Source organism: Vibrio sp. E14, from assembly GCF_020515785.1.
Taxonomy (GTDB): domain Bacteria; phylum Pseudomonadota; class Gammaproteobacteria; order Enterobacterales; family Vibrionaceae; genus Vibrio; species Vibrio diabolicus.
Genome location: NZ_JAHPJI010000014.1, coordinates 12,958 through 29,908, shown reverse-complemented (window position 1 = coordinate 29,908; position 16,951 = coordinate 12,958). Strand labels below are relative to the sequence as shown.

General features: G+C 45.7%; 16 protein-coding genes. 5 read left to right on the top strand and 11 right to left on the bottom strand.

All coding sequences use genetic code 11. The annotated features are described in order from the left end of the window. Positions 1-12: 12 nt before the first annotated feature. Both LIX84_RS21865 and LIX84_RS21860 read right to left on the bottom strand, forming a co-directional pair. Positions 13-633, bottom strand: a complete 621-nt coding sequence (locus tag LIX84_RS21865; RefSeq protein ID WP_005393811.1) for a lysoplasmalogenase — start codon at positions 631-633, stop codon at positions 13-15. Between the two features lie 1,082 nt (positions 634-1,715). Continuing rightward, on the bottom strand, positions 1,716-2,084 hold the full coding sequence (locus tag LIX84_RS21860) for a hypothetical protein (RefSeq protein WP_005393815.1): 369 nt from the start codon (positions 2,082-2,084) through the stop codon (positions 1,716-1,718). 328 nt (positions 2,085-2,412) lie between these two features. Here LIX84_RS21860 and LIX84_RS21855 point away from each other — a divergent pair, with 328 nt between their 5' ends. Continuing rightward, positions 2,413-2,742 (top strand): DUF2500 domain-containing protein, encoded by a 330-nt coding sequence (locus LIX84_RS21855; protein WP_005393817.1) that lies wholly within the window; start codon positions 2,413-2,415, stop codon positions 2,740-2,742. Here LIX84_RS21855 and LIX84_RS21850 read toward each other — a convergent pair. The 7 genes from LIX84_RS21850 to rhtB form a co-directional block, all read right to left on the bottom strand. Then, the gene (locus LIX84_RS21850) at positions 2,739-3,752 is read right to left on the bottom strand and encodes an acyltransferase (RefSeq protein ID WP_005393819.1); all 1,014 of its coding nucleotides are present in this window, start codon (positions 3,750-3,752) and stop codon (positions 2,739-2,741) included. The two genes, LIX84_RS21855 and LIX84_RS21850, sit on opposite strands and share 4 nt — an antisense overlap. 285 nt (positions 3,753-4,037) lie before the next feature. Continuing rightward, positions 4,038-5,255, bottom strand: coding sequence for an organoarsenical effux MFS transporter ArsJ (gene arsJ, locus LIX84_RS21845; RefSeq protein ID WP_152815608.1), 1,218 nt, complete (start codon positions 5,253-5,255; stop codon positions 4,038-4,040). 255 nt (positions 5,256-5,510) lie between these two features. After that, complete coding sequence (locus LIX84_RS21840) at positions 5,511-6,005, bottom strand: cyclin-dependent kinase inhibitor 3 family protein (protein ID WP_226422163.1); 495 nt, start codon at positions 6,003-6,005, stop codon at positions 5,511-5,513. Between the two features lie 12 nt (positions 6,006-6,017). Next, a complete protein-coding gene (locus LIX84_RS21835) occupies positions 6,018-7,019 on the bottom strand; it encodes an ArsJ-associated glyceraldehyde-3-phosphate dehydrogenase (RefSeq protein ID WP_005393824.1) in 1,002 nt (333 codons plus the stop codon). Positions 7,020-7,061: 42 nt separating this feature from the next. Beyond that, positions 7,062-7,397 carry a metalloregulator ArsR/SmtB family transcription factor gene (locus tag LIX84_RS21830; RefSeq protein WP_005393826.1) on the bottom strand — a complete coding sequence of 112 codons (336 nt, stop codon included), beginning with the start codon at positions 7,395-7,397 and terminating at the stop codon, positions 7,062-7,064. A gap of 155 nt (positions 7,398-7,552) precedes the next feature. Beyond that, positions 7,553-8,776, bottom strand: coding sequence for an EAL and HDOD domain-containing protein (locus LIX84_RS21825; RefSeq protein ID WP_226422162.1), 1,224 nt, complete (start codon positions 8,774-8,776; stop codon positions 7,553-7,555). 24 nt (positions 8,777-8,800) lie between these two features. Continuing rightward, the gene (gene rhtB, locus LIX84_RS21820) at positions 8,801-9,418 is read right to left on the bottom strand and encodes a homoserine/homoserine lactone efflux protein (protein ID WP_005393828.1); all 618 of its coding nucleotides are present in this window, start codon (positions 9,416-9,418) and stop codon (positions 8,801-8,803) included. A gap of 65 nt (positions 9,419-9,483) precedes the next feature. Between rhtB and LIX84_RS21815 the strand changes: the two genes are divergently transcribed. Together LIX84_RS21815 and LIX84_RS21810 are read left to right on the top strand one after the other, a co-directional pair. Next, a complete protein-coding gene (locus tag LIX84_RS21815; protein ID WP_139059602.1) occupies positions 9,484-10,491 on the top strand; it encodes an alpha/beta fold hydrolase in 1,008 nt (335 codons plus the stop codon). A gap of 236 nt (positions 10,492-10,727) precedes the next feature. Continuing rightward, positions 10,728-11,552, top strand: a complete 825-nt coding sequence (locus tag LIX84_RS21810; RefSeq protein WP_005393831.1) for a Cof-type HAD-IIB family hydrolase — start codon at positions 10,728-10,730, stop codon at positions 11,550-11,552. Positions 11,553-11,605: 53 nt separating this feature from the next. Here LIX84_RS21810 and LIX84_RS21805 read toward each other — a convergent pair whose 3' ends face one another. Then, on the bottom strand, positions 11,606-12,076 hold the full coding sequence (locus LIX84_RS21805) for an EVE domain-containing protein (RefSeq protein WP_006743014.1): 471 nt from the start codon (positions 12,074-12,076) through the stop codon (positions 11,606-11,608). Between the two features lie 47 nt (positions 12,077-12,123). Here LIX84_RS21805 and LIX84_RS21800 point away from each other — a divergent pair, with 47 nt between their 5' ends. Continuing rightward, the gene (locus tag LIX84_RS21800) at positions 12,124-13,674 is read left to right on the top strand and encodes a COG3650 family protein (RefSeq protein ID WP_226422161.1); all 1,551 of its coding nucleotides are present in this window, start codon (positions 12,124-12,126) and stop codon (positions 13,672-13,674) included. Then, positions 13,674-14,288: a tRNA-uridine aminocarboxypropyltransferase gene (locus LIX84_RS21795; protein WP_226422160.1), complete on the top strand. Its 615-nt coding sequence runs from the start codon at positions 13,674-13,676 to the stop codon at positions 14,286-14,288. The genes LIX84_RS21800 and LIX84_RS21795 overlap by 1 nt, the downstream gene beginning before the upstream one ends. 74 nt (positions 14,289-14,362) lie before the next feature. Here LIX84_RS21795 and LIX84_RS21790 read toward each other — a convergent pair whose 3' ends face one another. Next, positions 14,363-16,849: an EAL domain-containing protein gene (locus tag LIX84_RS21790; protein ID WP_226422159.1), complete on the bottom strand. Its 2,487-nt coding sequence runs from the start codon at positions 16,847-16,849 to the stop codon at positions 14,363-14,365. Positions 16,850-16,951 lie beyond the last annotated feature (102 nt).

Below are 16,951 nucleotides of genomic sequence, written 5' to 3'. Positions count from 1 at the left end.
CTTTGACTTAAATTAGTAAATGATAGAGGCAACAATGAGGGCGTGGGCAAAGAAGTAGCTACCACTTACCCACAAATAGGCGTGTTTCATCGGTTTTCGGTAACCGTGTATCGCATACGCCAACGCCGAATAGATCAAAACTAGGGTTCCGCTGAAACCGATAGCATTGGCATAGCTCGGGGCCTGCAACCAAACTTCACCCGCCGCCCAAGCAAGCTGAACCAACATCATCCCCATGATCACAACAGGAAACACCAGAGAGTCGAGTTGAGGTAGCAACAAAAAGAACGCCACGATACTCGCTGCGAGCAGTAGGGCCAACAGCCACCAGACAATCTCACCATTAAGCTGCACCCAAAATGACTTGCTGTAGCACACCTGAGCAAGTAAATACGCAGCAAAGTAAATTAGCTTGCGAGTTTTAAACGAGTGCAGCGTATCTGCCACCATAGACACAATAAGCCCACCCGCAATCCAGTAGGTATATGTTGCGGATGCGCCTTGAGTTAACACCAACACAAGAAGAAGTAGCAGAGTAAAGATTTTAAACACGAGGGATTGTGTCGGGTTAGCTTGTTTTGCTCCCAACACGGAATACACACCTGATAGCCCTATCGCCAGCCAACTCCACATGCCGTATACACCTTTTACTTAAACTCGCCGCTAGTCTAGGTAGACCAGTTTTGATGTAAAGACACAATCTGCGAAAGTTGGATCTCGCTAGCGATTCGAAACATTTTGTAACCCTCAGTCTGCACAACAATTAAGTCGATGAGCCTTAATGACGGCCATAAATATGGGGCAGAGCCCTATCCCATGAGCCAAGTTCATCAAATCACACGGCACAATAACCCTCGCTAAGTCAGGCCATTTAACTAAAAAGCAGCCCAATGGCCTTGGTAACCCATTACGTAAAAAACTGATGACTAAACCATCAGACTGTATACATCACAGGCAACAAGAATAAATATCAGACACAAAACAGAAAATCGTCTTGGTAGCGAGCTAAGATAGTAGAAACCACCGATGAACAGATTAGAACAACATGAAAAATCAAACTTAACTCAATAACAAAAACATCAAATAACGAACGTAAGCTAATGATAAATAAAGCCACACTCTCAATAACCATCGAAAACACCGACTTCATAAACCATCAAATCACTAAACACTTTTTAAGCCCATATTTTCTCATTAGATAAGAAAATTCCCCTTCCACACCGCAACTCAATGATGCACCTCCATAGCACATCTTTTTATTTTCTCAATTTTTGAGAAACACAGACAAAATCGGCAATCAACATACCAACCGAAACAAAAAACAATTTCCAAGCCAACAACAAACCAAGATTGACACTTTAAAATCATACACTTAAATTAAATACGAACAACAATCACACAATACGAGCATTTTAAATACAACACAAAAAACACAGTTTCATTAGTCAAAAACACGTAAAAAAAGACAAGTTAAGTGTATTTTTTGAAAAGATTATCGAGCATATGTTGATCAAACCCCAAAAACAGTGCTATATTAAATTCATCGAGTTCATCAAAGATTAAGGGGTAGTGTTATGATTTCATCTTCTCAAAAACAAGGGCTGGTAATGATTGCAGTGGTTGTGGGTTTAATGACACTGCCAATGATGTACTAACCTACTGATTAAAAATAAAAAAGGACGCAAATGCGTCCTTTTTTATTTATCTGTGCTTTTCTACTGTATGTGTTTGGACAAGATATCCCAATGCATGTAGTAGAAACCAAGAGCGGCGAGCGTAATCAACGTCATTAGCAAAATTGCTGCACGCCAAATAAAACGAGAGCTTCTTGGCGTTAGCTCTTTTTCACAAGCGTCACATGCCGCCATAAAGCCTTTCCGATCATCCAGCTTATAATCGTCTTCGTGAACCACTTTATTACGCACAGTAGCGATAAAACGAAGCTTCGCTATCACGTCATGTGGTAAACGTTCTTCACAACTATTAATAAGTTGGTGTAACCCTTTCCCTTCTGCATGGTACTGAGTACGCAAAAGTTTTTCGATCGTTCGGGTACGCATGACTACTTTTTCAATATCTGACATCGTAACCCTCCTTACCAGACCCTTCCCGTGTTCGTTATTTTTATTCTTCTATAAATTTAGAGCTTTTTCGAGCCGTTGAGTGCAATTTTACTTTCAATTTGTGCCCTTGAGCGCATATAGCCAGACAAGTGAAAGCTGCTTAGTTCAGCTTTAGTGACGTAGCTTGCAGATGAAGCAACGATTTCATCGCGCCCCCATTGAGGTAAACCGTGAAGTGCGCCGAATAAAATTCATGTCCCTTTCATTAGATTATGAATAAGTTATCTCAACTCATCGTTTCATCAATGAGTTCTGTAGAATAGAGCTCAATGAAACATCGGAGGTTAACATGCCAATCTCACTTATTGTCGCCCTGTTCGCCCTTATTGCTTTGGGCGCATGGGTATTTTTTCGTTTCTATAGCAAGCACTATGTGGGCGAAGACGCTCCAGAACAAAGTGCACAGGTAACTATTTTAGATAAGCAAGCTATCGACATCCCAGATGCACCACCAGGCCAAGACGACCAAGAATATTGGATTTATGTCCAACGCGGTTCTATTGGCCCTAAACGAGAGTTCCAAATTGGAGTGCACTACTACCATGCACTCAACCCTGGAGATAAAGGAACACTAACCTATCGTGGTAACAAATTCCTTCACTTCGCCATCAAACGTTAAGGCAGTAACCAACGAGTCTTGGCAGAGCGAGAAAAGAGATAGCTCATCGCCAAGGCTCCAGCTCCACTGATAATGATCCAGACTGGAATCACCCATGCGGGATGTCCGGTGTACCAACCAAACGCTTTCATCGGCCATAAGAAAATTGGGTGAAGTAAATAAATCCCCAAGCTGTGCTGACTGATCACACTCACCACTTTTTGTACTTTTGGTGACAAGCCTTCCCCAAAGTAACGACCGATCATGAAAATCATCGAAGCCGCTAGAATGACATTCAGTGTTTTGTAAGACAGCCAGCGTCCAACCGTGTACTTCTCCGCCTCTAAACTGTTCGTCACGACCATAGTAAATGTCACAGCCAACGCGACGAGGCCAAACCCTGTAAATAAGGTCACCATAGAGCGGTTCAAAGGCACTTTTTGAAATAGAACATAACCCAGAGGAAGGTAACCCATGTAGAGCCACATTTGGTTACTCCACGGACCATCAATCTTGAACAAAAACAGCGTGCTGGTGAAAAGCCAAAATGCGAGATAGGTATACAACACATTGTCATCAACGTTGCGTACCATCCATTGGAACAACGGAATCACAAAATACAGAGGTATAAAGTAATAGAAAAAACCGAGGTGGTAATACGTTGCGTGAAATGGGCTATTGCTTAACACCTCTTTTACGGTTTCAAAGTCAAACCCTTGAGCCGTCCAGCCAGAGAGGTATGCATAAAACATCGACCAAATAAGAAATGGGACTAGGACTTTGCCTAAACGCCTTTTGATATAATACTTACCGTCAAATGGTCGAGTGTCACTGAGCATCAGCGCTCCGGTGATCAGAATGAAAACTGGCACCGCCCAGCGGGTAACGCTATTAACGCCTACCGCCGTCAACCATTGGTCAAACGGAATCACTCCTAACTCATTTCGATAAGGGGCCAAGACGTGAATGGCGATCACTGCCACCGCAGCAAAGCAGCGCAATAAATCAAAAAACAGAACCCTTTCTCTCATACCTTTCCCTACTTTGAGTCGCTTATCGTTTATAGCATAGGGTAAATCTCAGCCAGTGAAATGGTTAACAATCTGTTTTTGCTTATTTTTAACGCAACAATGACCTACAACGGGGATTTCATCGCCACTCTAATCCGTTGGCGGGAACAAAAACCAAACATCAGCATGAACTCACGAGACCGAACCCACACCACTTGATTACGCCGCGTGATGTACAAGAAACAAAAAATGGCTCCAAGTTGGAGCCATTTTGTACGATCTACAGATAAAAACACCGGGCAAAATTTACGCTGTGGCAACGTTAGCTTTTGGCAACTTAATCGAAATCAACGTCGTCAACGCCAAGAAAGCAAAGGAGACCCATAAGCACGCCGCAAGACCAGCCTCTTGGTAGATCCAACCCGATAATACCGTGCCAATCAAACGTCCCATCGCATTGGCCATGTAATAGAAACCCACATCCAGAGATACGCCATCGCCTTTGGCATAGCTCACAATCAGATACGAGTGCAGTGAAGAGTTAATGGCAAACACAGCGCCAAAAATCATTAACCCCACAACAATCACCAACTCAGGCTGCCAACCGATTTGCACACCATAAGCAATACCGCCCGTAATTAACGCAAGAATTCCTGCCCATACTAATGCTGCACTACCATCAGGCACGCGACCTTGCGCTTTGCCAGTAATACGCGGCGCAAAGCCTTGCACAAACCCATAAGCAATGACCCATGCGGCTAAAAAGCCACCGACCCACAAGTGATCCCAGCCAAACACGCTACCAAGATAAATAGGCAGAGCAACGACAAACCACACATCACGAGCACCAAACAAGAACATGCGTGCTGCGGATAAAATATTTATAGATTCGGACTTGGAGAAAATTTGGCGAAACTTAGGTTTGCTCTTTGCTTTACCCATGTCTGCTTCTAGCCAGATCATGCTGCAAACAAACACTAATGCCAGCACACTCGACATAATAAACATCGAGTTTTGGAAGCCCACCCAAGACAACAACAAGCCACCAACAAAAAAGCCCGCTCCTTTGAGTGCATTCTTCGAGCCAGTCAAAATCGCTACCCATTTGTAGAGCGCCCCTTGCTGCTCGTCTGGTACTAGCGTTTTAATCGCGCTCTTAGCACTCATTTTGTTCAGATCTTTGGCAATCCCCGACAAAGCTTGCGCCGCCATCACCCAAGGAATCGTCAGCCATGCGTTGGGTACTGCCAGCATCAACAACGCAAACACTTGCATCGCTAAACCAATATTCATGGTTTTGTTCAGGCCTAACCTTGCGCCCAACCACCCACCAATCAAATTGGTCACCACACCAAAAAATTCATAGAAAAGGAACAGTGAGGCAATAGCTAACGTGGAATAACCCAAGTCGTGAAAATAGAGCACCACCAGCATACGCAGCGCTCCGTCGGTCACGGTAAAGTTCCAATAGTTAAACGTCACTAACATGTACTGACGAATACTTTTGTTCAATTGAGAAATCATATTGACCTCTTATGTACAGCGATAGAAGCATTTAGATCATCATGTGCCAAATGCTTATTAACCTGTACACCAACCATAAGGCGATACAACCTTAGTTCGAATTCACAAACACACCGAAATTTACAAACGGACAAAGATAACCAATAAAAACAAAAGCTTAAATTAAAACCTCTAGTTTACTGCTGACCTATTTTCCATTATATAAACTGGAGCATAGCTTTTGGATCATGATATTCCAAAAGCTATTTAAGCTGATCAAGCGTCTTGCGCCACGCGTTCGATGTACTCAAGCTGCACCGGCTTTGTAAACGCACCAGGGCGAAGAGCCTGCACTTCTCGCACGATATCTTCTAACTGCCATTTCTTCTCTAGCAGCAAGTGAGCCGCAAACAAACCTGTACGACCCGAGCCGCCCATGCAGTGCATCGCGACTTTGCCACCTTGAGCAAGAATCGCATGCAGTTCCGGACTGGCTTGGTGCCACTTCGCCGCAAATTCGTCACTTGGTGCGCAGTCATCTTCAATCTCGATCTGGAACCATTTCATGCCCAGTTGCTGAGTGGTGTCACCCAAAGCCGCAACGTCTTTCGCTGCTAACTCGCTATCGTCCAATGCGGTAACGACCGCTTGAACCCCCTGTTCCTTCAACTGTTCCAACGACGCTTTCAACTCGACGCCTTTGGTACCCGGGCACGGTGTCAGAACTAATGCACCGGAGTCCAAATCTAATTGCCATATAGGATGAGACATTATGAACTCCTGTTATGCCAGACCAACGTTTCGAACCAATTCTGCGGTGCGCGTTGCGTAACCCATTTCATTGTCGTACCACGCGTAAATCTTCACCATTCGTGAGCCAACCACCATGGTGGATTGTGCATCAACGATGGTTGAGCGTTGGTCGCCTTTGTAATCAATCGACACTAACGGACGTTCCTCAAAACCAAGAATGCCTTTTAGCTCCCCTTCCGACGCCTCTTTCAGCAAAGCATTCACTTCTTCTGCTGTGGTATCGCGTTTTACATCGAAGATGATGTCGGTCAATGACGCATTCGCCAATGGTACACGTACCGCGTGGCCGTTAATCTTGCCTTTTAAATCTGGGAAAATTTCCACAATTGCTGTCGCACTGCCGGTAGTGGTCGGGATAAGACTCATGCCGCACGCACGAGCACGACGCAGGTCTTTATGTGGCGCATCCAAAATGGTTTGCGTATTGGTCAAATCGTGAATTGTCGTGAAAGAGGATTGCTCAATGCCCAACTTCTCATGAATAACTTTCACCACAGGCGCTATACAGTTTGTTGTGCACGAAGCGGCTGTCACGATACGATGTTTTTCAGGATCGAAGATGTGGTCATTCACACCAACTACAATGTTCGCAATGCCTTCTTCTTTCACTGGTGCACTCACCACCACGCGCTTCACACCTTGATCGAGGTATTGGTCTAGGTACGAGGTTTTGCGGTGTACACCTGTCGCTTCAATCACAACATCGCAGCCAGACCAGTTCACAGCGTCGATATCACGTTGCTGAGTCGTGGCGATGCGCTTGCCATTGATGACGAGTTCATTGCCCTCAACCTGCACTTCATGGTGCCAACGACCTTGCACTGAATCGAACTCTAATAAGTGGCCAAGCGTCGCTGCATCACCTGCGACATCGTTGATTTGCACAAACTCTAACTCTGGCCAGTCGAATGCCGCTCGCAGTGCTAAACGACCAATTCGGCCAAAGCCATTAATTCCTACTTTAATTGTCATAGTTTTACCCTTTAATCTTCTACCTTGAATCTCTGTTTGCTATTAACAGCAAGCCTCACGACTTTTATCGTGCAAGCGTGTGATGTCGTCTTGGTACTCTTGCTTCAAACAGTTTGATGCCACTAAGTCTTCAATCAGCTTACGCATCCAACCTGGTAATTGCTGCGATAACTCGTAGTACACCCATTGCCCTCGGCGTTTATCCACCAAGATGCCACTAGAGCGTAACTGAGCAAGATGACGAGAAACTTTCGGCTGACTCTCTTGCAACGCAAACGCCAAATCACCCACGCAAGTTTCGCCTTCACGGGCCACCAGCATTAAACAACGTACGCGCGTTTCATCGGATAACAGCTTGAAAAACTGATGTGGAAGCATAATAAACATACCTATATATGGATATGCGTATATATTTATTTAACTCTGAGATGTCGTCAAGAGTGAACCCATCATCGTCATAAAAGTTTCACATCGAAACAGCCAATAAAGATTGAGAGAAGAACGGTTAGAGAGAATAAAGATACGGCAGAAATTTACGCGGTTGCGACGTTTTGACTCCAGCGAACCGCTTCGCCTAACGAAAGCTTGACCTCTTCCAAAGACAATCCCAACTGCGTCGTGATTTTTTCAACGCCTGACCAGTCGGCACGCTCGTAACACTCTTCGAGAGAAATCAGCGCACCATAAAATCCCTTGCGATGTAATAAGGCTTGTTGTACGGATTCGCTAAGTGGCAATTGCTTGACTAAAGATTCCACCGACAAATCGAGCATCGCATCTAAAATCGATAATAAACCGACCATAAACCCTTGTTCGTTGAGGTGGGAAAATGGCTGATAACGCGACATTAATTGGCAGAACTGCGCTCGTTGTAATGAAAGGTGATACAGCTCTCGAGGCTTGTTACTAGAGATATACGACGCCACGACCAAGGAGACAAACTGCTTAAGATTATCCTGACCAAGGTAGATCAAGGCCTGACGAAACGAGCTGATTTCGACAGCGAGGTTTGGCGCTTGCGTATTTACAAAGCGCAATAATTTGTACGACAACGCGACATCTTGCGTAATGATGGTTTCAATACGAGTAAAGTCTGGCTCTGGTGAGCAGACTTCACGAAAAAGCTGTAGCGCTAACACTTGCTCAGGGCTCACGTATTTTGTTTGCGAAACTAATGGCTTACTAAAAAAGTAGCCTTGGAAAAACTTAAAGCCAGCCGCTTTGGCTTGCTCAAACTCTTCTGCGGTTTCAACACGTTCCGCCAAAAAGTGGTATTTGACGCGTTTAGCAAGGTGAGCTTTGACCAACGCACACGCTTTTTCCAGCCCCATTGCCATGATATCGAGTTTAACGATGTGCACGTAAGGTAAGAAGCGACGCCACTCCGGCGTTAAGGTGAAATCATCCAGCGCGATCAAATAACCTTCTCGATACAACTCGCGAATCGCATCGAGAAGATCATCGGTCGGCTGGCAAGTTTCCAGGACTTCGACGACGATTTTGTTTTTTGGCAAGCTGCGCGGTAAGCGGCGCACCAGGCTTTGATGAGGAAAATTGATAAAGCATCGCGAAGAAGCAATCACTGGGTTAGTGCCGAGTGATAGGAAATTCTCGACAATTAATCGGTATGTTGCTCGGTTTGACTCAATATGCGAAGGGTATGCATTACTCTCCCCATCTCGAAACAACAATTCATAACCCAGCGTCTGTCTTTTGCGGTTAAAGATCGGCTGGCGAGCAACATACGTTGTATTCATGCTAAAGAAGGACCTATAAATGGCTTATGACTTTGCAGCTGCTAATAATGCACCACAACCCATAAACATTGAACCGAAGACTTTGTTTATTTTCCCCATGATTTTATCAGAGCGAATAAAACGTCCCATTTGCGCCGCCAAGGTGGTGTAACCCAACATCACACACGCGTCGATCACAACAGTCGTAACACCAAGCACCAACAGTTGCGTCAGTTGGTCTTGTGCCGGGTCAATAAACTGTGGAAACAACGCCACCAGAAAAACAATCGATTTAGGGTTCGTCAGGTTAATCAAAATAGCTTTGTACAAGAGTGCCATGCCAGACATGTCTTTGTGGCTCTCAGCCGCCACCAAGCTGGAGGTGTCTCGCCATTTCTGGATACCCAACCAAACCAAATAAGCCGCGCCAACCCATTTAATGACAGAAAATGCCGTTGCCGACTGTGCGACCAGCGCACCAATTCCCGCCCCAACTAACGCAATGTGAATGGCCAAACCAATTTGGAGACCGATCACAGCCCCCAAAGATTTGCGAGTACCGTAACTCAAACCATTGCTGATTGAGTTCACCGTGCCAGACCCCGGAGCCAAACTAAAAACGATTGCAGTTACTACATAAGCTAACCAGACGTGGGTATCCATTGCATTTCCTCACTAATTCTTCGATGATACATCGCGTAAACAACGTATCTTCAGGTAATCGACTAATGGCTACTAACCATTCACCTTTGACTTATACTCAAGAGTCATTATTTGAGCAAGCAATTGGTGGTCCGATCGCGGCACTTTGGCAAACTCGCCAAGAAGGCTTTGTTAAAGGAACTGAGAAAAAGAACATCTACTGGTGCAAACTGACCAACCCAGAACATAAAAAAGCCGTGCTCATCGTTAATGGGCGCATTGAATCTTCCTGGAAATACCAAGAACTGTTTTACGATCTCTATCGCCAAGGCTTCGACGTCTATTCCTTTGACCACCGCGGACAAGGTTTATCAGATCGTCTATTGTCTGACTCAGATATGGGTCACGTCTATGACTTTACTGATTATATTGACGATATGGACGTGGTCGTAAACAAACACGACCTTAGCGACTATCAGCAATGTTTCATCATTGCCCACTCCATGGGCGGCGCAATCGCTACACGTTATCTGCAAACTCACCCAGAACATCCCTTTACCGGCTTGATTCTCAGTGCGCCTATGTTTGGTATTAATCTGCCATGGTACTTATCGCCAATAGCGATTCCAGTGACACAAATTATGTCAGCGGTATCCACTTTGCCACGTTATGCGCCAGGACATCAGGCCTACTTTCCTAAACCCTTTGAAGATAACCCACTCAGCCAAAGTTACGGCCGCTACCAATGGTTCCGAAATCTCTATACGGAAAAACCGGAACTGCAAGTCGGTGGACCGAGCACTCGATGGGTATGGCAAGGGCTAATGGCAGCAAAACAATGCTTTTTATTGACTCGCCAAGTCAAAGTACCGGTGCTCCTGATTCAAGCTGGGAACGATCGTATTGTCAGCAATCTGGCACAAAAACGTTTTATCGATAAATTGCGTAAAACCAACCCATATGCGGAGCTACTTTCTATCGAAGGCGCACAGCATGAGATCTTATTCGAGACCGACCAGTATCGTAATCAAGCACTCGATGCGATCTTCCGCTTTATGAATGACCCGAAATCATCGCCAAACGAAAAAACATAATAAGAACTCTAGGCGACCATTTCACGGCCATGATTAAAGAGGAAATGTCTGCACATTGATTTGCCCTCTTTTTCATCCTCATTTTGACGTACACTGCTTGGGTCTGGCTGCGTTGAACCATGTAGATGCAACCGACCAAAGTTCCCCCGCATTCGGAGCAGCATGATCTAGTCAGTCTGCTGTACTCCGTTTGCAATCACCTGTTCCACACTATCCAAACCGTTTACGAGGACTTCATGAGCACATCGCTACCTTGCAAAGAGATCACTAAAATCGTTGCCTCTGATCTGGATGGCACGTTACTCGCACCAAACCATCAGCTCAGTGCTTATTCAAAAGAGACGCTAAAAGCGCTGCATGAAAAGGGTTACACCTTTGTCTTTGCAACAGGCCGTCACCACGTAGACGTTGCGAGCATCCGTCGTCAGGTCGGTATTCCGGCTTACATGATCACCTCGAACGGTGCCCGTGTGCATGACCAGGAAGATCAGCTGATGTACAGCGAGAATGTCCCTGCAGAACTGGTTCAAGGCGTGATCGACACGATCAAGCACGATCAAGAAATACTTATCCACATGTATCAAAATGACAGTTGGTTGATGAACAAAGACGACGAAACATTGCGTGATTTCCATGACGAATTCACATACGTCTTATTCGATGAAGACCAAGCGCCAACTGACGGTATTGCGAAAATCTTCTTCACCCATCCGGCACAAGATCACGAACGCTTGGTGGTGTTTGAAAACAAACTACGTGAACAATTTGGCGATAAGCTGAATATTGCGTTTTCAACACCATGGTGCTTGGAAGTAATGAGTGCAGGTGTGTCTAAAGGCCATGCTCTTGAAGCGGTAGCGAAAAAACTCGGCCTCACGTTAGAAAATTGCGTGGCATTTGGTGATGGCATGAATGACGTAGAAATGCTGTCGATGGCAGGTAAAGGATTGGTCATGGGTACATCACACGAGAAAGTGATGAAAGCATTGCCAAATAACGAAGTGATTGGCAGCAATGCAGAAGATGCGGTTGCACACTACCTACAAGATCACTTGCTGTAAGCAGCAATACTCCAAACAATAACAAAGGGCTGCACATTCGCAGCCCTTTTCTTTTATCGCTGACTTGGCAACTTCTCTTTGCCAAGGATCGCTTCCCACTCTTCTTCTGTCACAGGCATGATCGACAAGCGATTTCCACGTTTCACCAATGGCATGTTCTCAAGTTCTGGCATCGCTTTCATCACCGATAACGGAATCACTCGCGTGGTTTTACGCACGAATTCGACATCCACCATAATCCAACGCGGATTGTCTGGGTCTGACTTTGGATCGTAATAATCACTTTCAGGATCGAACTGGAAATGATCGGGATAGGCTTCTCTCACGACTTTAGCAATACCGGCAACACCAACATTCTTGCAAGAAGAGTGATAAATCAGGACGAAATCGCCCACCTTCACTTGGTCACGCATCATATTGCGCGCCTGATAATTACGAACTCCCTCCCAACATGAAACCTTTTGGGTTCGAAGCGTGTCAATAGAAAAGGTATCTGGTTCAGTTTTAAATAACCAATATGCCATAATGCCATCCGATGCCGATTGAGTAACAATAATGAGGAAGATATAACATGAAGGCTTTGAAAAACCCAGTGGCGCTTGTCACTCTGCTGGTTCTGCAAGCATGTAGTTCGCAGCCGCCACATTCTGGCGCTGCCGACCCAGCTTCTCCACCAGCCACCTTAGATAAGCCTGACACCATTCAACCTCAAACCTTTATGCTACGTGGAAAAGTGATCGTCGGTCACGAGAGCCAATACATCATGCCTTGTGGCAGCGACAAGCAATATTGGTTGCAACTATCACCACAGCAAATGCAACGAGCAATTCAGTTAAATAACGAGCCTTACCAGACCATGTATGGCGAGGTTATCGGCCACCTCAACCCACCGGGCATCGATGGGTTTTCTGCTGATTTCGATGCTAACTTTGTCGTGGAACAAGTGAACTTCCTCACAACGGAAAATCCAAACCGTTGTCAGCAACCAAACAAACCAACTCGCGTGTTTGGTAATGAGCCTTCTTGGTCGGCAAGCTTTGAGGCTAATGGACTAACATTCCAGCAAATCGGCAAACAAACCACAAAATTAGCGATTAAAAGCAGTCAGCTTCAACCTCGCCAGCGCACTTATCAACTACAAGATGGTGAGCTTCGCTTAACAGAAAACCTCTGCTCAGACACAATGAGCGATTCTTTGTATGGCTGGAAAGCAACACTAAAACATGATGGCGAGACGTATCAAGGTTGTGGCATGGCTGCAAACGTCGATGCAACGCTTGGTTGGGCTAATACCTATGTCGCGACCTCAACTCAATCACAAGGTTTTGAAGTACAAATGACCTTAAACCCAGACCACAGCGCCACAACAAAATACCGTTACGCCAATGGACAAGCACCATTAATCGAGCGTGGTTACTGGCAACAGTTAAGTCCGTCTCAGGTTCAAGTTGTCATGACGCATCATCAACAGCAAAGACTGATGTCAGAGCGACTGTTTACTCGAGAAGGCAATCAGCTCAAAGCGACCAAAGAAAAAGTCGGTAACTTGGTATACCCAATCGCCGATGGTGGTTTAGTCCTTTATCCTGCCACCGTTCGTGATGAAGGCATCATGCAACCAGCCGAAAAACGCGCCAACAAGCCCATCAGCAGTGCAGACGTACCTTCTAGTGCGGAGTTTGACTCCAAAGTAGATGCCGCCGTACGCAACTACTTCTTCATTCACCAAACCAACCCCAACAACAACCAGTACCGTTGGCTAACCTACGACCTCAACGGCGATGGTAACGAAGAGCTATTAGTACAGCTGGATTGGTGTGGTTCCGGTGGCTGTACATTGCTGATATTTGAACATCACGAAAAAGAGTGGCGCTTCAATAGCCGCATCACACTGGTACAAAGCCCGATTATGCTCGGCCAACAAACCTCTCATGGCTGGCGAGATCTTATTTTTAATGTCAGCGGTGGCGGATCTAAGGCAGCCCAACACGTGATGCAATACAGTGGGGTTAGCTACCCACTCAACCCAAGCATGGCACCAACGGCAACGCCAAACCAAATCAGTGGCGTGCGTCTGTTCTCGGATGGGGTTAGCCCTGTGCGCGAAGGAGTTCGTCTGTAATGTCGCAACCGTGTCCAAATTGTGGTTTTCAATTCAACTGTATGTGCTCACTGGTGCCGAAACTTACCAGCGAGCACAACATCTTGCTGTTGATGCATCCGAATGAACTGACGCGTGATACTAATACCGGCCAGCTACTAGAGCAGTGCCAACTCAATATTGAGCGAGTAATCTGGGACCGAAAACAACCACCAGCAGACTTGCTCGCTCGATTAGCTGACCCTTCGCTGTATCCAGTGCTTCTATTCCCAAGTGAAGAAAGCGTCACACTCGAACATGTGGCGCTCCAAAGCCAGCAACAAACCAAAAATCCGCTGTTTATTATTTTGGATTCCACCTGGCAAGAGGCGCGCAAGATGATCAACAAGAGCCGTTGGTTAGAAAGTATCCCTACTATGGAGCTGTCTGCATCGGCAGACTCGCAATATCAGCTGCGACGCAACCAACAACAAGGTAACTTGTGCACGTTTGAAGTCGCCGCACATTTACTCGGACAACTCGGCGAGCAAAATAACCAGCAAAAAATGCTCACATTCTTTGCTCACTACCTTGCACTATTTCAAGCCGAAAAAAGTGGACACGCTCTCAAGCAATCACCGAGCTCACGCAACTAAAACCGAATTACTCAAAATAAAAAAACGCAGCCAAGGCTGCGTTTTTATTTAGAATGGTTTCACGTGAAACAGCATTAAAATAATCGGGTCGGCTCACCCAGATAATAGCCTTGCAGATAGTCGACGCCCATATCCTGCGCGATTTTGCACACCTCTCGATTGTGGACAAACTCCGCGACCGTCTCCGCGTTAAACACCTGACATAAACGCACCAACTGAGAAGCTATTTTGCGCTGCTTTAAGTCTTTATCGATATCACGGATCAAGCTACCATCGAGCTTTATGACTTCCGGCTCCAGCTTTAGGATTTCATCAATATTGGAATAGCCTGAGCCAAAATCATCAACAATGATACGCGCTCCTAAGCTTCTAAAATGACTGCATACTTCGATCATTCGACCGTAGTCTTTGATTTGCTCAGATTCCAACACTTCCAAACCAATTCGCCTAGGGTCATTGAGCTGACAAATTTCATGCTCTAAAAGCATTAAAGTTTTATCACTAAGCAAATCTTGCGGCGATAAGTTAATAGAAAAGTCACCTTGCTTATCTCGCATGTAATATAACGTAGAATGGATCATGTGCCGACTCAATCGAGTATAAAGATGCGTATCGGAAATAATAGGCAGGAAGCGCCCTGGCGCAATCACCGTTCCATCCTCCTCCAAAATGCGAACCAAACATTCTTGGCTTGCCAATTTATGGCTATCCGCATGCACTATCGGCTGGCTATAGGTGATGATGTTCTGTTTGAGAATGGCTTTACTGACGCAACTCAACCATCCAAGTTGCTCTTTACGCACATCCTCACTGACTTCGATGTCTTTCGCATTGCAGATATGGGTATTACTGCGCACACCGGAACGCCTCGCTTCAATGCCTTTAAGCAATAGCTCATCTGCAGAAGCTGATGGAAAATCTCGACGACTCACTAAGCCACCGCACAGCGAGATAGAAAGATAATCTATTTCGCGCAGACCAATTGGTTCAAAATTAGTTTGCTCTACCGCGTCGGCAAAACGAGTAAAGTGCTGTTTGATGGTTTCGCTGCTTTGGTCAGCTTTAAATATGAACGCCCACTCACCAACCCCAATACTATAAAGCTGCAAAGCCGTTGGCATGCCAAAACGCTTTCGCAGTCGATTCGTAAAATGCATTGAGAGGTCTTTAAGTAGCTGATCCCCTACTCTATAACCGTATTTTTCATTGATATGGCTGAAGTTAAGTAGCTTTAGAGTCAGCAAGTGCTCATCCAAATCGATGCTACTCAGCCGCTCTTGCAGCGCGACTCGGTTTTGTAATCCAGTGCGACTATCTCGCCGATAGCTTTCTTGTAACTTGCGCGTTTGGCGATCGAGTTGATACCCCATATGCGCGTTCATATGGTTGAGGTCGCCAATCGCATTTCGAATCAAGCTAAACAATGGTGAAATAGAGGAGCTAACGGGCGACTTAGGCAAGTTCAATGCTTGTACTTCATCTCCCTCTCGCATCGCTAAATACGTCAGACTGTGATGAAGAATTTCTGGCTGTCCAATACCGCCATGCAGTTCCCCCATACAATAACTACCAAACGTCGTCGCGATATCTTTGAAGGCTTGGACTTCGTCGCTGCTGTCAATAAAGTCTAACCGTGACGCGCAGTTAAAAATCATCACGACTTCAGGTTGGTGCATGGCTAACTCAACCACACCATGTCGCACCTGTTCGAGCGTTAATGAGGGGTGGTTATAGCAAAATTGTACTTCGTCACCAAGACACCAAGGCCTGTCGAAACTCATACTGCCATCAGCGTGTAGCTCCGTTACCGTGCAAACTTCCTTGCGCCCCAAGCTTTCTCGATATAAAGGAAAGCTGAGCAACTGACTCAGCGTCACATCATGGCCATCCGCCAAATAACGCTTGTATACGTCCAACGCTTTCTGTTCACCTAAGCAATACAAGCGCGTTCCTTTTGCATGGGTGACTTTATGTGGCATGCCAATCGGGTTCCATTCCGAATACGCATCCGTCCATAGCTTCAAGGTATCGCTGTGCAAAGCTACGGCGACCACGGCATTATCGTAAACTCGGTTTTGATATAGCACCCAACAGCCATCATCAATACTCTGTGCCAACCCTCCAGAGATCACGACTTCTTCACTAGCGAAGGTTTGAAACAAGGGATAGTCACGTCGTTCAATTTGCACAGCAAAGCTGAGGATCACTTGCGAATTATGCTGCAACAGAAGCGAGCGTTTGAGCTCTCCACCATCAATATCGGGGGAGTAAGAGTAGGTTTGGACGGCAGAAGTAAGCGTGGTTTGTTCGAACTCAGTCACACTGATCAGGCAACCAGAGGTAAATATCTCCCCCTCCAGAATGACATTACGCGTACTATGCCCCATGACATGAGCATTCGGCAGCAACAATAAAACAGCGTCCGCAAGTGTGGTCGTAAAGTCGCGTGATTGAGTCGACAATATTTGCACCAAATATTGTTTACTTGAAGATAACTGAGAAGTGACTAAAAAGTCATTTAACTGACTGACATCATAAACCAGTTTTGAAAAAGCTCGCATGCACCTACCACTGCCGTAACACTATCTTCACCACGACGTGTGGCGTTACTCTTTTTACTTAATAGTGAATAATTTACGTGGCTTTACGCTGCTTTTCTAGAC

Coding starts and splice junctions, on each gene's coding strand:
- LIX84_RS21860 (WP_005393815.1), bottom strand. CDS start 2,084: ATGTCAGATATTGAAAAAGTAGTCATGCGTACCCGAACGATCGAAAAA.
- LIX84_RS21790 (WP_226422159.1), bottom strand. CDS start 16,849: ATGCGAGCTTTTTCAAAACTGGTTTATGATGTCAGTCAGTTAAATGAC.
- LIX84_RS21865 (WP_005393811.1), bottom strand. CDS start 633: ATGTGGAGTTGGCTGGCGATAGGGCTATCAGGTGTGTATTCCGTGTTG.
- LIX84_RS21815 (WP_139059602.1), top strand. CDS start 9,484: ATGGCTACTAACCATTCACCTTTGACTTATACTCAAGAGTCATTATTT.
- LIX84_RS21850 (WP_005393819.1), bottom strand. CDS start 3,752: ATGAGAGAAAGGGTTCTGTTTTTTGATTTATTGCGCTGCTTTGCTGCG.
- LIX84_RS21795 (WP_226422160.1), top strand. CDS start 13,674: ATGTCGCAACCGTGTCCAAATTGTGGTTTTCAATTCAACTGTATGTGC.
- LIX84_RS21830 (WP_005393826.1), bottom strand. CDS start 7,397: ATGCTTCCACATCAGTTTTTCAAGCTGTTATCCGATGAAACGCGCGTA.
- LIX84_RS21835 (WP_005393824.1), bottom strand. CDS start 7,019: ATGACAATTAAAGTAGGAATTAATGGCTTTGGCCGAATTGGTCGTTTA.
- LIX84_RS21810 (WP_005393831.1), top strand. CDS start 10,728: ATGAGCACATCGCTACCTTGCAAAGAGATCACTAAAATCGTTGCCTCT.
- LIX84_RS21855 (WP_005393817.1), top strand. CDS start 2,413: ATGCCAATCTCACTTATTGTCGCCCTGTTCGCCCTTATTGCTTTGGGC.
- arsJ (WP_152815608.1), bottom strand. CDS start 5,255: ATGATTTCTCAATTGAACAAAAGTATTCGTCAGTACATGTTAGTGACG.
- rhtB (WP_005393828.1), bottom strand. CDS start 9,418: ATGGATACCCACGTCTGGTTAGCTTATGTAGTAACTGCAATCGTTTTT.
- LIX84_RS21805 (WP_006743014.1), bottom strand. CDS start 12,076: ATGGCATATTGGTTATTTAAAACTGAACCAGATACCTTTTCTATTGAC.
- LIX84_RS21800 (WP_226422161.1), top strand. CDS start 12,124: ATGAAGGCTTTGAAAAACCCAGTGGCGCTTGTCACTCTGCTGGTTCTG.
- LIX84_RS21825 (WP_226422162.1), bottom strand. CDS start 8,776: ATGAATACAACGTATGTTGCTCGCCAGCCGATCTTTAACCGCAAAAGA.
- LIX84_RS21840 (WP_226422163.1), bottom strand. CDS start 6,005: ATGTCTCATCCTATATGGCAATTAGATTTGGACTCCGGTGCATTAGTT.